The organism is Cuniculiplasma divulgatum (assembly GCA_031200235.1).
Taxonomy (GTDB): domain Archaea; phylum Thermoplasmatota; class Thermoplasmata; order Thermoplasmatales; family Thermoplasmataceae; genus UBA509.
The window spans coordinates 1,952,377-1,967,240 of the sequence record CP133595.1 but is presented as its reverse complement, the minus strand read 5'-3'; the positions used below and the strand labels follow the sequence as shown (position 1 = coordinate 1,967,240).

Annotated in this window: 8 protein-coding genes; all 8 read left to right on the top strand. The window is 47.2% G+C overall.

What is annotated here, in order from left to right:
* Positions 1-12 precede the first annotated feature (12 nt).
* Positions 13-1,017, top strand: coding sequence for a hypothetical protein (locus tag RE469_10225; GenBank protein ID WMT44562.1), 1,005 nt, complete (start codon positions 13-15; stop codon positions 1,015-1,017).
* A gap of 116 nt (positions 1,018-1,133) precedes the next feature.
* Positions 1,134-3,326 carry a 1,4-alpha-glucan branching protein GlgB gene (glgB, locus tag RE469_10220; GenBank protein ID WMT44561.1) on the top strand — a complete coding sequence of 731 codons (2,193 nt, stop codon included), beginning with the start codon at positions 1,134-1,136 and terminating at the stop codon, positions 3,324-3,326.
* Entirely contained in the window at positions 3,313-5,235 is a 1,923-nt protein-coding gene (locus RE469_10215) for a DUF3416 domain-containing protein (GenBank protein WMT44560.1), read from the top strand. Before glgB ends, RE469_10215 begins: the two co-directional genes overlap by 14 nt.
* A gap of 1 nt (position 5,236) precedes the next feature.
* Positions 5,237-6,892 (top strand): maltose alpha-D-glucosyltransferase, encoded by a 1,656-nt coding sequence (treS, locus tag RE469_10210; protein WMT44559.1) that lies wholly within the window; start codon positions 5,237-5,239, stop codon positions 6,890-6,892.
* Entirely contained in the window at positions 6,879-8,318 is a 1,440-nt protein-coding gene (locus RE469_10205; protein ID WMT44558.1) for a hypothetical protein, read from the top strand. The genes treS and RE469_10205 overlap by 14 nt, the downstream gene beginning before the upstream one ends.
* A 30-nt stretch (positions 8,319-8,348) precedes the next feature.
* A complete protein-coding gene (glgX, locus tag RE469_10200) occupies positions 8,349-10,472 on the top strand; it encodes a glycogen debranching protein GlgX (protein WMT44557.1) in 2,124 nt (707 codons plus the stop codon).
* A gap of 54 nt (positions 10,473-10,526) precedes the next feature.
* On the top strand, positions 10,527-13,058 hold the full coding sequence (gene treY, locus RE469_10195; GenBank protein WMT44556.1) for a malto-oligosyltrehalose synthase: 2,532 nt from the start codon (positions 10,527-10,529) through the stop codon (positions 13,056-13,058).
* The gene (gene treZ, locus RE469_10190; protein WMT44555.1) at positions 13,051-14,829 is read left to right on the top strand and encodes a malto-oligosyltrehalose trehalohydrolase; all 1,779 of its coding nucleotides are present in this window, start codon (positions 13,051-13,053) and stop codon (positions 14,827-14,829) included. The genes treY and treZ overlap by 8 nt, the downstream gene beginning before the upstream one ends.
* Positions 14,830-14,864 lie beyond the last annotated feature (35 nt).

The window sequence follows — 14,864 nt, the reverse complement described above, 5'->3', positions numbered from 1 at the left end:
ATATATTATAACATGAAGAGCACCACAAAGCGATTTACGGTCTCAATTCTGTCGTTCCTGCTCATTTATCTGGCCATTTTCCTGATTCCGCAGCTGGTACAGTACGGCAGGATCACACCCGGAGAAGGCGTTGTTCTGGCTCTTCCCTTTTCCCTGGCAGTGGCTTTTGTCATGCTGAAGTTTGGCCGCAGTCAAACAATTCAGCACATCAGGCTCCGCATCTACCTGCTGGCTTCGGTTCTTTCATTCACGTTCATTGGATCTGCGGTTTACATTCTTTCTGCTCATGGAACAGTGAACAGGCTGTTACTCTTCATTCCCATAGACGCTGTCATACTGGCAGTTCCTGCATATCTGCTTTACAGGATTGGAAAGCCCGCGGTTCTCAATCCGGATGACTTGAGCCATGAATACACTGAAAGGCTGCACAGCCTCATTGGCGAAGATGATGGAGGTCACCATGACGTTTACATTTCCCACAAGAAAATAATGCGTTCATATGCAGAAACTTCCAACGGAAAGGAATGGCACGTCATGCTGAAGGAGGATGCAATACAGCAGCTGGATACATACCAGATTGATGCAGTCCTTCTTGAAGCATATTATTCCAGAAAAAACGGCGTTGCCAGGAAGCTGATTCTGGGTGGGACTGCGTACGTGCTCTTCGCCGTCGATATTCTGCTTATTTCATCAGTCCTTGTTACTCTGATCCCGTCTGCCTATTTCATCTATATAGTCATTCTCTCATTTGCAGGGCTGGTGATGATTGTCACGACCCCATTTTTTATTCTGTCTCTCACATCATTTCTGCAGTCCAGAGCAGACAGGAACGTGATCCAGCATCTTGCAAGTGCTGATTCATTTATGTCCACCATAGAGAAGAAAGCATCCCTGATGGTACCCCTCCGTCCCATGACACAGAAGCAGCAGATGAGGTATGCAAGGAGAATCAGCCGGATGACCGAAAAGAGGATAAACAGAATAAAAAAGTTCACTGCCGGTTCTGGAAAGTTGTGAGTGCAATTCCTCATGCATAACACCATTGATGCCATGTCACTGCCTATCTCGTTGGAGCCTCAACTCCTGTTGTTGACTGTCAAGGTATAAATATAAAAAGCTACTATTAAATTTGAATGCATGCAGAGAATAACTTTGGGAAAGATGCTGAGAGGATCATAAGTTTCAGCAGCAGCCACCCAGAGAAGATTCTCGGGCCCCATCCCGTAAAAGATGGCACCGAGGTGAGATTTTACCTGCCAAGATCAACTGAAGCCTGGATGGAATATGCCGGGCACAGGATAGAAGTCAGGAACGCTGGCAATGGCCTTTATGCAGGCACAATCCCCATATCGGCTGGAAGGCAGTATCTTATCTGCTGGAAGGACAGCAGCGGATATGTCTCTCGCTTACATGATCCGTACGCATTTGCTCCCCTGCTGACCGAGCTTGATGCTTATCTTTTCAAGAAGGGCGAGGATTACATGGCATACCGTGTTTTTGGGTCCCACCCCATGAAATATCCTGAAGCCATGGGGACACGTTTTGTCGTATGGGCACCAAACGCCATTGCAGTATCAGTCATAGGCAATTTTAACCACTGGAACCACGGAGAGCACCCCATGGTCAATGTCAAGGATTCCGGTATATGGGAGATATTCATTCCGGAATGTTTAGAAGGTGAGGTCTATAAGTTTGCCGTCAAGACACCAAATGGCAATGTTGTGGAGAAGACTGATCCATTTGCATCAAAAGCAGAACTTCGTCCACGCACCGCATCCATTGTTCACAGTCCAGCATTCAGATGGAAGGATCGTTCATGGCTGGACAGGCGTGCAGGTCTTAATGTAGCTCAAAGTCCATTGTCGATATATGAGGTGCACCTTGGATCCTGGGCAAGGTCCAGTGACGGTAGTTACCTCAATTACCGGGAGCTTGCACCACTCATTGCAGACCACATGATCAGGATGGGCTTCAACCATGTTGAACTGCTGCCCGTGATGGAGCACCCCTTTGACGGTTCATGGGGATACCAGGTCATAAACTATTATGCCCCCACATCAAGATACGGTGATCCTGATGATTTCCGCTTCTTCATCAATTACATGCATTCCAGGGGCATAGGTGTCATACTTGACTGGGTTCCTGCCCACTTCCCAGAAGACGCTTACGGGCTTGCGGAGTTTGACGGCACGCACCTCTTTGAGGATCCTGATCCAAGGAAGGGGCGCCATCCGGACTGGGGAACATACATATTCAATTACGGCAGTGGCGGGGTCTTAAGTTTTCTCGTGTCCAATGCAATCTACTGGCTGGACATGTTCCATGCCGACGGCATAAGGATTGATGCCGTTTCATCCATGCTTTATCTGGACTATTCCAGAAAACCTGGTGAATGGATTCCAAATGCCTACGGCGGGAACCAGAATCTCGAGGCACTGAAATTCCTTCGTAAGGTCAACGAAACAGTGCATTCAAGGTTTCCAGGTGCACTGACCATTGCTGAGGAATCAACATCATGGCCCAATGTAACAGGTCCCATCACATCAGACGGCTTGGGCTTCGACATGAAGTGGAACATGGGCTGGATGCATGACACTCTGGATTTCTTCTCCACAGATCCACTGTACAGGAAATTCCGCATGGGCAATCTTACCTTTTCCGTCTGGTATGCATTCTCAGAAAAATTTGTACTGCCCATTTCGCATGATGAGGTGGTTCATGGGAAGGGATCCCTGTACGGTAAAATGCCCGGCGATTCATGGCAGAAGCATGCCAATATACGCCTCCTTTTTTCCTACATGCTTTCGTTCCCGGGAAAGAAACTGATATTCATGGGAAATGAGACTGCAATGGAAAAAGAATGGGATTATGCTTCAGCCCTGCCCATTGATGCTGACGATGTGGTGCAATCGGGCATCATGCAGCTTCTGCATGATCTTAACGCAATTTACAGCAAGTACGGCCTTGGAAAGTCGGACTTCAGGCCTGACTGCTTCAAATGGATTGACTTCAAGGACACTGAGAATTCTGTCATATCTTTTATGAGGCAGTCCTGCAATGGATCTGGGGATTTGGTATTCATTTTCAATTTCACGCCTGTTGTGAGGTACGGATACAGAATTGGCGTTCCGTTTAGCAAAGAATTCACTGAGATCCTCAATTCAGATGCAACAATTTACGGAGGTTCCGGTGTTGGAAATTTCGGGAGGATTCAATCTCAGGGCGTCCCCATGCACGGGTATGATAATTCTGTTGAAATGACATTGCCCCCTCTGGGTTGTATAATATTAAAGGGTGGATCAGGTGATCTGAATGAAGAGAGATGAACAGGAAATAATCATTGAAAATATTCAGCCTACTGTAGATGATGGACTCACGCCTGCAAAGGCGCAGGCGGGTCTGGTGCAACAGGTATCCTGCAGGGCCTATGCCCACGGCACAAGGATAATTGCATCGCAGGTTGACTATCTTGCCCCTGGCTCCAGGAGATGGAGGAGCGAGTTGCTCACACCTGGTCCAAATGATACCTTCACGGGATGGTTCCCGATCCCAAAGGCAGGAATTTACAAATTCAGGATAACAGCATGGTATGATGATCTTCGAACCTGGCTGCGCGACACCACTGCCTGGAAAATTTCAGGGGAAGATGTTGCGGCCGACATAGCGGCAGGAATTGAGAATATAAAGACCGGCATTGCCGGGGCCAGGGGAAAGGATCGGAAGGTCCTTGAGAAAATAGTCTTCTCTGCCGGGTCATCCGCAGACAAAACAATCTCACTCATAAATGATAATTATCCCATCTTGGAAAAGTACTGGCCCAGGAATGGCTTTGTCAGATCAGATGTCATGAAGCTGGAGGCATTTCCAGAACATGCATACTTCTTATCGTGGTATGAACTATTCCCAAGATCTCAGTCGGAAGTTCCCGGCAAGCACGGCACATTCAGGGATGTCATAAAAAGAATGCCAGATATTGCAGAGATGGGATTCGATGTAATCTATCTTACACCGGTGCATCCCATCGGGCTTACAAATCGCAGGGGTAAGAACGGGATAATTCCAGCCGGAGCTGATGATCCGGGAAGCCCATGGGCCATTGGGGGCAGCCAGGGAGGGCACAAATCCATCAACCCTGCGCTTGGAACTCTATCTGATTTCAGGGACATGGTGTCTGAAGCCAGAAAGTATAACTTGAAAATTTCAATGGATATTGCTCTGCAGTGTTCTCCTGACCATCCATATGTGAAAGAACACCCCGAGTGGTTTTATCATCGACCGGATGGGAGCATAAGGTATGCGGAAAATCCTCCTAAGAAGTATTTTGACATCTATCCGCTGAATTTTGATACCGATGATGCTGAGAACCTCTGGAAGGAGATGCTGAGCATTTTCCAGTACTGGATTTCACTGGGCATAAGAATATTCAGGGTTGACAACCCCCATACAAAGCCCCTTCCGTTCTGGAAATGGCTGATATCGAGCATCAGGGAGAAGTACCCGGATACGGTATTCCTGGCGGAAGCCTTTACAAAGCCCTCTGTGATGTATAAGCTCTCCAAAATAGGCTTCCAGCAGTCCTACACATATTTCACCTGGAGGAATTTTGACTGGGAGATAAAGGAATATTTCAATGAGATAAACAGCCCTGAGGTGTCCTCATTCTTCTGGCCAATGCTGTTTCCGAATACACCGGACATTCTGCCATTTGTGTTGCAGAGAGCTGGTAGGCCTGCATTCATTATGCGGGCAGTACTTGCAGCAACACTTTCCCCGCTGTGGGGCATTTACAGCGGATATGAACTGTGTGAGAACGAGGGAATACCGGGGAAGGAGGAGTACATGGATGCCGAGAAGTATGAAATCAAACAGAGGGACTGGCATGCCGACGGCAACATAAGGGATATAATTTCAAAGCTGAACGCCATAAGAAAGAATGTTGTGAACTTCCGGCTGCATGGAAATGTGAGGTTCCTGAATTCCAGCAATCCCAGCATACTTGCATATTACCGCCAATATCCGGGAGCGCCCTCTGTTATGGTGGTTGTTAACATAAATCCATATGAAATCTGTGACGCAATGGTTCAGGTACCCCCGGACTGGGTCAGGTCATCAGACTGTGCCGGATACGATGTCCAGGACATGATCACAGAAGAGAAATACTGCTGGCATAATGAGTATAACTACGTCAGGCTGGTGCCGGAATACAGGCCTGCACACATACTGGTGAGAGGGTAGAATGCTCGGAAGCGATGACGAACTCTGGTTCAGGGATGCCTCGTTCTATGAGGTACCAGTGAGAAGCTTTTTCGATTCCAATGACGATGGAATAGGGGACTTCAACGGGCTTACCATGAAGCTTGATTATATCAAGAGCATAGGCATGGACTGCGTATGGCTCCTGCCCTTCTATAAATCACCCCTGAAGGATGACGGTTATGATATAAGCGATTACTACTCAATTCTGCCGGACTACGGCACCGTGGAGGATTTCGAGCGCTTCGTCTCAGAAGCCCATGCACGAGGCATCAGGGTCATTGCAGATCTTGTTCTCAACCATGTCTCGGATCAGCATGATTGGTTCAGGGAAGCAAGATCAAGCAGGGACAATCCTAAAAGGGACTGGTTTGTATGGTCAGATGATCCTGACAAATACAGGGGTGTCCGCATCATCTTCGTGGATACTGAGACTTCTAACTGGGCCTGGGATCCGGTTTCCAAGCAGTATTACTGGCACAGATTCTACAGCCACCAGCCGGATCTCAACTATGATAATCCCGATGTAAGGAAAGAAATGATGAATGTGATCAGGTACTGGCTCGACAAAGGACTGGACGGGTTCAGATGTGACGCTGTCCCATATCTATTCGAGAGGGAGGGGACAAGTTGCGAAAATCTTCCGGAAACTCACCAGTATTTCAAGGAAATCAGGAAGATGATAGATCGAGAATATCCTGGATGCATTCTTCTGGCAGAGGCTAATCAATGGCCCGAGGACGCAAAGGCTTACTTCGGAAACCAGGATGAGTTCCACATGAACTTCAATTTCCCACTGATGCCCAGGGTATTCATAGCACTGGCCAAGGAGGATGCCTTCCCTATTGTAAATATAATAAAGCAAACCCTGCCCATACCGGAGAAATGTGATTGGGGGCTTTTCCTCAGAAATCATGATGAACTCACTTTAGAAATGGTCACGGATGAAGAAAGAGACCTCATGTTCAAGGAATATGCAAAACTCCCAAAGATGAGGCTTAACCTTGGAATAAGGAGAAGACTTGCGCCGCTTGTGGACAACGACAGATACGTGCTTGAGCTTCTGCATGCCCTCATCATGAGCCTCCCTGGGTCTCCAATATTCTATTATGGTGATGAGATCAACATGGGAGATAATGTATATCTAGGGGACAGGAACGGGGTGAGAACACCAATGCAGTGGTCTTATGACCGGAATGCCGGTTTTTCAAGGGCAGATTCCGAGGCACTTTACTCGCCGGTAATAACAAATCCTAATTATCATTATGAAAGCTTCAACGTGGATTCCATGTCACGGCTCCCAACATCTTTCCTGAACTGGTTCAGGCGTATGATCATCGTGAGGAAGCAGAATTCGCAGGTGCTGGGGCGTGGATCAATAAGGTTTCTCAAGTCCGAGGACAAGCAGATACTGGCATTCATAAGGGAATACCAGGGACAACGAATGCTATGCGTATACAACCTTGGAAGGAAGCCAGGGTTCACCAGACTTGACCTTTCAGAATTCAACGGATGGCATCTCCGGGAGACAATAAGTTCTGTGAGGTTCCCGGATATAGGTGAGCTGCCATACTTCTTCACAATGCCCAGGCATTCCTATTTCTGGCTTATCATGGAGGCACCAAATGTCACTGCATAATACTGTTCATCTTTCATCTGTCCTTGACAGATCTACGCTCATTGGGCTGCTTGCACAGCTGAAGACCAAGAGGTGGTTTCCGTTCAAGTCTGATTCCATTGTGGATGCCCGCCTTGTGGATGCAGTTCCGGAAACTATAGGGGACAGCGAATCTGCCATCGTAATTGTTGACATTAGCACAACATCAGGCGGATCGACCATTGTAATAACTCCATCTGCCTTCGATTCATCCCAGTTTGGGGATGCAGTGGAGAACGGAAGCATATCCTCATTCATGTCACTCCTAGCTACGGATGGCGCTGTTTCTGGCTCAAACGGTCGAATTGTGATTCAGGGTCCATATGCAGAAGAATTCCAGTCATATATGACAGCGCATCCCGTCATAACGCCACTTAACGTGGAGCAGTCAAATTCCTCATTTACCGTGGGAGAAAGATACATATGCAAGGTGTTTCGCCGGCCCATATCACCCCATAATCCTGACTTTACGGTTCCGGTCAAGCTCTATACAAAAACGAACTTTAGAAATATACCCAGACCAATTGCACAGCTTGTTCATGAGCCGAACCCGCTGCTTTCAGTGGCTTCAATTCAGGAGAATGTCCAGAATGATGGCGATTACTGGCACTATTTTCTTGGACTGAGCAGGGATATGATTGACAGATTTACCAATGGCGGAAAGACTGGGGTTGAGGATCATACTGGAGAAATGATCTCTACTGTCACTGATCTTGCCGGAACAGTTGCAGATATGCACAGAGCACTCTATGGCATAAATGATCCGGGATTCGGCCACGAGCGTTTCACGGCCGGTGACATAACCCGGATTAAACGCAGATACATGGATCTTGCATCAGCAATACGCAGGACATCAATTTCGCTGTCAATCAATGGAAGGATCTATGACAGCATTGACTTCTATGACCTCATCGGTAATTTTGTTGATAATTTTGATTTCTCACCCCTGTATGAGGTAGAGAAGATCAGGTTTCATGGTGATCTTCATCTGGGGCAGATACTCAGGACAGCACGGGGACCAATAATTATAGACTTCGAAGGTGAACCCCTCAGGGGTGAAACTGAAAGATTATCTCTTGGATGTGTCTTGAAGGATGTTGCCGGCATGACGCGTTCAATAGACTACGCTTTAAGTTTCTACTCCAAATCTGACACTTCGCTGGCCAGGGAAACAAGGAGAATTTCCCTGAAACTGCGTGAGGTTTTCCTTAAAACGTATTTCAGAAAGTCAAATGGTCTTCCTATCGTTCCCAAAGACTTTCAGGACTTCATGAAAACTGCAGCCTACTATGAGGTTGAGAAAGCCGTATACGAGGCAAACTATGAGATGAACAACAGGCCAGACTGGATAATCATACCGGCCCGCGCCCTTGTTGAGACGCTGAGTGGAAGCGGCAGCTTCAGGTGATTGCTGTACAGCAGATGAGGTAGATATATTGTGGAGAATGTTGAAAGAGTAAGGAGGGGGAGCGAATACCCCCTTGGTGCAACAATCATTGATGGCGGAGTGAATTTTGCCATTTATTCGGAAAATGCCAGCTCTGTCTTTCTGGAACTCTATGACAGGGAAGATGGCGAAGCCGCAGAAACCATAAGGTTGCAGGAGCAGGATGCACATGTGTGGCACTGTTTTGTGTCTGGCATTAAATCCGGGCAGTTATATGCCTATCGAGCAGATGGATCTTATGATCCGGAGAAAGGGCAGAGGTTCAATAAAAGCAAGCTTCTCATTGATCCTTATGCAAAGGCACTGAGTGGTGTTGTGAGATGGAATGACAGCATTTTTTCATACGACATAAATTCCGAGGAAAAGGACCTTAAGATCAATACGACACCAGATGCAAGATATGTTCCAAAATCAATAGTTGTTGATTCCAGCTACGACTGGGGTGGAGTTGAAAAGCCAGGGCACCCCTGGAACAGGACTATCATATATGAGACCCATGTAAGGGGAGCCACAATCACAAATCCTCAGGTTGATGAAAAGATCAGAGGGACTTACTCCGGACTTGCATCCGAGCCCATGATCAGGTACCTGAAGGATCTTGGTATAACCTCGGTGGAGCTTCTTCCCGTGCACCATCATGTGGATGAGAAAATGCTGGTTGATTCGGGCCTCGTGAATTACTGGGGATACAACACCATTGGATTTTTCGCTCCGGATATACGTTATTCTTCCGGCCCTCCCGGAACACAGGTACGGGAATTCAAGGACATGGTCCGGAAATTTCACGAGAACGGCATAGAGGTTATCCTTGACGTGGTTTACAATCATACAGCAGAGGGGAATCATCTTGGCCCAACCTTGAGTTTCAGGGGGCTTGACAACACAACTTATTATATTCTTGACCCTGAGAATCCAAGGCTGTATTCTGACTTCACAGGCACAGGCAACAGCCTTGACGCGAGAAATCCACAGGTACTTCAGCTCATAATGGACAGCCTTAGGTACTGGGCTAACGAAATGCAGGTAGATGGTTTCAGGTTCGATCTGGCATCAACTCTGGCTCGGGAGCTTTACGACGTGAATATGCTTTCGCCGTTTCTGGCCACAATCCACCAGGACCCGGTTATCTCAACAATGAAACTCATAGCTGAGCCCTGGGACGTTGGTCCGGGCGGATATCAGGTCGGCAATTTTCCTCCCAAGTGGGCGGAATGGAACGGTAAATACAGGGATCTGGTCAGGAGGATGTGGAGAGGCGATGACGGAACGCTTGCGGAATTTGCCACCAGAATATCGGGTTCGCCCGATCTTTATGAGGAGGACGGCAGGCGTCCGCACTCAAGCATCAACTTTGTAACTTCCCACGACGGATTCACCCTGTACGATCTTGTCTCATACAACAGTAAACACAACAATGCAAATGGTGAGCTCTTTCAGGGCGGAACCGACGAGAATTACAGCTATAATTTCGGAGCAGAGGGCGAAACAGATAATTCTGAGATCATTGGAAGGAGGTTCCGCAGAATGAAGAATTTCATCTTTACAATGCTTGTTTCGCAGGGGGTACCAATGCTGCTGGGTGGTGATGAGATTGGTAGGACACAGAGAGGAAACAACAATGCATACTGCCAGGACAACGAGATCAGCTGGTATGACTGGAATCTTGACAGGGAGAAGAGTGATCTGCTTAAATTCACACGCCATCTCATTCACCTGAGGAGGTCAAATCCTGTGCTGAGGAGGAGAAATTTCTTTCGGAGCACCCCAAATCCAGCAACTGGTAGGGCAGAAATACAGTGGATGACCCCTGAGGGTAGGGACATGACGGCCGCCATCTGGAACGATCCATCGCTTCACGCCCTTATGATAAGGCTTTCAGGACGCGAGACAAGAGAAATATCCTACAGGGACGATATTGTCACTGGTGGGGATCTTCTGCTGATCTTCAACTCATCAAGTAGCCCGGTCAACTTCATTCTTCCAGAAAGTGAAAAAGGATGGGAGATATATGCCGATACAAATGTACCATCTGTAGACGGGCTACCCCAGAAACTCCCGGGCAGAAATTATCTGCTGAACTTTGACGCAGCTGCTGTCATACAGGAGATTCTATGATACAGCAACTGCTGGAATTTGCCGTAAAATATGCATTTCAGGAAGGCTGATCCAGTGACGGAAAGCAATATGCGGCTTGTGTACAGGATTCAGCTCAACAGGGATTTTTCATTGGATGAAGCTGAGAAGGTCCTGCCCTACCTGAGGTCCCTTGGCGTATCACATGTGTATCTTTCACCCATAATGAGGGCAGTATCAGGCAGCAACCACTGCTATGATGTTACCGATTTTGGCCAGGTTAATCCTGAACTTGGAGGTGAAAGCGCCTTCAGAAATTTCTGCTCCACCTGCTCATCTCTGGGTCTCGGCATATTGCTGGATACAGTCCCAAACCATATGGCATACAGCCCCGAAAATCCCTATGTGCAAGCAGCTTTCATTGATGGAACGCGAAAATTCAGATGGCTTTTCGACACATTCAGGAATCCATTCTCTCCAAGTGATTCTGTAGTTTTTCCATTTCTCCCTCAGAACCTCATTTCTCTGGTGAATCAGCACAGGGTAAGCATAACGCCCGGGTCAATCCCTGTCCTGCATGCTGGATCCCTGGATATCCCCCTTCGAAAAATGCCGGAAATAACCGGTAACACCAGTCAGAAGAATGGTATGGAAAGCCGGTCAGAGGAGATTAGCAATCCACTTCCGGATATTGAGATCAGCAGCATTCAAACTCTGGAAGAAATCATCAGGGATATTCCACTGAGGCCGGTGTTCTGGCTGTATGCATCAAAGCGTATAAATTACAGGCGTTTTTTTTCCGTGAATGGCCTGATTGCCGTCAGATCGCAGGACATGAATGTCATCAGGTTCACACACAGAAAGATCATTGAACTTTCCAGATCATCTTGTGTGACAGGCATCAGGATCGATCATCTGGATGGCCTCTACGATCCTTCAGGTTATGTAAGATATCTGAGGAATGAACTGCCAGACAAGATTATTCTGGCAGAGAAAGTGCTCATTCCTGGAGAGAGAGTTCCGAAATCAATCGAAATCCATGGCACCACAGGCTATGATTTTCTGGGGATGATCAATGCACTGTATGCAGATGACGGAGGATATGGCAAGCTTCAGGATCGATTCCATTCCAGTCTGCCTGAATACGGCAACATCTCTGAGGTTTTACTGAGCTACAAGCGTGACTTCATCATGCAGGAATTTTCCGGTGATGTTGACAACCTTTCCTGGCCACTTTATAATTCCCTTGTACTGAAACATGGGTACGAATACAGTTATTCTGAAATACGGGAAGCTGTGGTTAACATTCTGACATCATTTGACAAATACCGCACATATTCCACGGCCGATGATACCACTGAAATTTCCGAACACCTGTTGAACTCTGAAGGTGGCAGTGACGAGTCCATTGCACGGGTGCTTTCAGATCACGTTTCCCATAAGTGTAACCAGTGCATACGCCCCGTTTTGAGAATTCAACAGTACTCCGGGGCCCTCATGGCAAAAAATCTTGAGGACAGGCTTTTCTTTTCCTACAATCCGTTAATTTTCATGAATGAGGTGGGCTGGACTCCGGAGGCAGATATTCCAGACTGGGAAGGATTCATTGAATTCATAAGGAAGAGGGAGAACCTGCCATTTTCTCTCAATGAGGGATCAACCCACGATACAAAATTTGGAGAAGACCTGAGAAATTCAGGTCTCGTCATTTCAGAATACCCTGACCTTTTCTTCAGAATCCTGGAAGATCTTCAGTCCCGTGAAGATACGCGTTCCAGAATAGGCAATATGGCAGAAGAGCACCTTTACTACATCCTGCAGCTTGTTCTGGCTTCCTATGGATCAGCAGATTATTACACAGACTACATGAAGGAGCTGGATGCACAGATCATCAAGGCAATGAGGGAATCCATGCTTTCAACATCATGGAAGAACCCGGATGTGGAATATGAGAACAATGCCCTGGAACTTGCCAGGATCATAATGGACCTTATGGAATCTGGAAACTGGGAGATGGGAACGAAAATGGCAAGGAAATGCAGGGATCTGGGGCATTATAATTCAATTTCAATGCTTGTTCTTAGATTCATGCTTCCTGGTGTGCCTGCACTTTTCCAGGGAACCGAGAGCATCAACGTTCATTTCACGGATCCGGACAACAGGGAAAAGGTGAATTTCAACAGACTTGTTAAAAATTTTGAAAAAACAGCTTCAATGCCGCTGAAATCATTGGAAGAATGCGATTTCCCATGGCTGAAGTCCAGGATGGTTGCAGTGCTTTCAACGATCAGAAGGGAACTTGCCCATGTGATTGACAACGGGAAAATGGAAGCACTACAGGCGTCGGGAGATCACAGTGAATCCATTCTTCCGTATTATGTGGTCAGTGAGAATGAACTGATCATAGTTGTATGCCTCAGGTTATTTTCAAAAATTACCTCAGAAACCAATGCACTTGATCCAAACAGGCTTGAAGATGCACGCATAGTTCTTCCCTCCGGATTCCAGGGAGAATATATTGATCTCCTGTCGGGTCGCACTGTAGTCCTATCTGGGGAGTTAAAAATACGGCACCTTGTGGATAATATACCGGCCGTTATTCTGCGGAGGGTGGGCGGACTTGAGTGAGTGGAAGAAAAATTTTCCCAGCATTACATACCATGATATTGGTCCAATCATAAGGGGATCGGAAGTGATCTTCAGGACATGGGCACCCTTTGCCACTGGACTGGAATTCATTTCCGGGAAACGAAGAATTATTGCATCAAAGGACGAGTTTGGTATCTGGGAGGCTCATATGCCATGGAATGGCGAAACAGTTGATTACGTGATCTCCATTAATGGCGGAGCACCACTCCCTGATCCGGCTTCCAGGTATCAGCCCAATGGAGTTTTCGGCCATTCGAGGGTGATTCAATACCCACTTCCAGGAAATACCGAATTCGTGAATCTGCACATGCCGTCTGCAATTATCTACGAGCTGCACACCGGAACGTTTACTCCCCAGGGCACGTTTGCTGGCATCGGTGAAAGGCTTGAGCATCTTACTGATCTCGGTGTAAGCGCAATTGAACTCATGCCGGTTTCGCAGTTTGAGGGCCGCTGGAACTGGGGTTATGACGGGGTATTTCCCTATGCTGTCCATAACACATACGGCACTCCCGGTGACCTGAGAGAACTGGTGGAAAGATGCCATTCCATGAATCTTTCTGTAATACTGGATGTTGTATACAACCACATTGGGCCCAGAGGAAACATTTTTGCAGCATTCGGACCATTCTTCTCAAACCGGTACATGACACCATGGGGCGCATCACTGAACTTTGATGGTGAGTGGTCTGACTATGTTCGTTCCTTCTTCATACAGAATGCCATTTTCTGGCTGGACGTATATGGCTTCGATGGTCTCAGGTTAGACGCAATTCACGGCATAGTGGACAATTCCCCCATGCATTTCCTGGCTGAGCTTACCAGGACCATAAAGAAGCATTTTGCCGGCACAGGGAAAAGACCAGTCATAATAGGGGAAAGTGACATGAACAATCCCAGGGTAATTCAGGGACCGGAAATGGGAGGATATGGTCTTGATGCACAGTGGTGTGACGATTTTCATCACTCCGTGCACGCACTCGCCACCGGCGAGAAGCAGGGATATTATATGGATTATGGTGAGCCTGAACAGGTAGCAGAGGCATTCCGTCATGGTTTCGTTTATTCCTGTATCTATTCTTGTTTTCTTCACAGGACCAGAGGCTACAGGGACAGGAGATACAGAAATGACCAGCTGGTTGTCTTTGCACAGGACCATGACCAGGTGGGAAACAGGCCGGGATCCAAGAGGCCTACATCATATGCTGGCATGGACGCTTCCATGGCAATGGCAGCTGGTGCCATACTTTCACCATATGTCCCCATGCTCTTCATGGGTGAGGAATTTGGAACAATTTCTCCATTCTGGTTCTTTATTGACACATCGGACAGGTCATTTGCCAGTGCCGTGGACAAGGGACGGAAAGAGGAATTCAACTATCTTGATTGGGTTGAGGATCATATTGCGCCATCAGATCCACGTGCATTTATGGAATCCAGAATCCCATGGCATGATCTTCATTCCAGTAAGGGGCAGAAAATATTTGGGGAATACCGGAAACTGATTTCCATTCGGAGAAGTATGAAACTTGGGAAAGGAATCAGGCCTGTGGTTAGAATCGATGGTGCACTTGTCACTGCAACATATTTGGATACGCCAATGGGTGTTATTCAGTGTGCCTTCAACCTTTCTGAGAAACAAGTAAACATTCCCGATATGCATGGCAGGATTCTGTTCAGCAGAAACTGTGAAAACGAGGGCAATGGGATTATCATGGAATCCTACGGTGTGGCAGTCATTCAGAAATGACCCATGAACCGGACGCTGCGGGTGCATTTACTATC

Coding starts and splice junctions, on each gene's coding strand:
- glgB (WMT44561.1), top strand. CDS start 1,134: ATGCATGCAGAGAATAACTTTGGGAAAGATGCTGAGAGGATCATAAGT.
- treS (WMT44559.1), top strand. CDS start 5,237: ATGCTCGGAAGCGATGACGAACTCTGGTTCAGGGATGCCTCGTTCTAT.
- RE469_10205 (WMT44558.1), top strand. CDS start 6,879: ATGTCACTGCATAATACTGTTCATCTTTCATCTGTCCTTGACAGATCT.
- RE469_10225 (WMT44562.1), top strand. CDS start 13: ATGAAGAGCACCACAAAGCGATTTACGGTCTCAATTCTGTCGTTCCTG.
- RE469_10215 (WMT44560.1), top strand. CDS start 3,313: ATGAAGAGAGATGAACAGGAAATAATCATTGAAAATATTCAGCCTACT.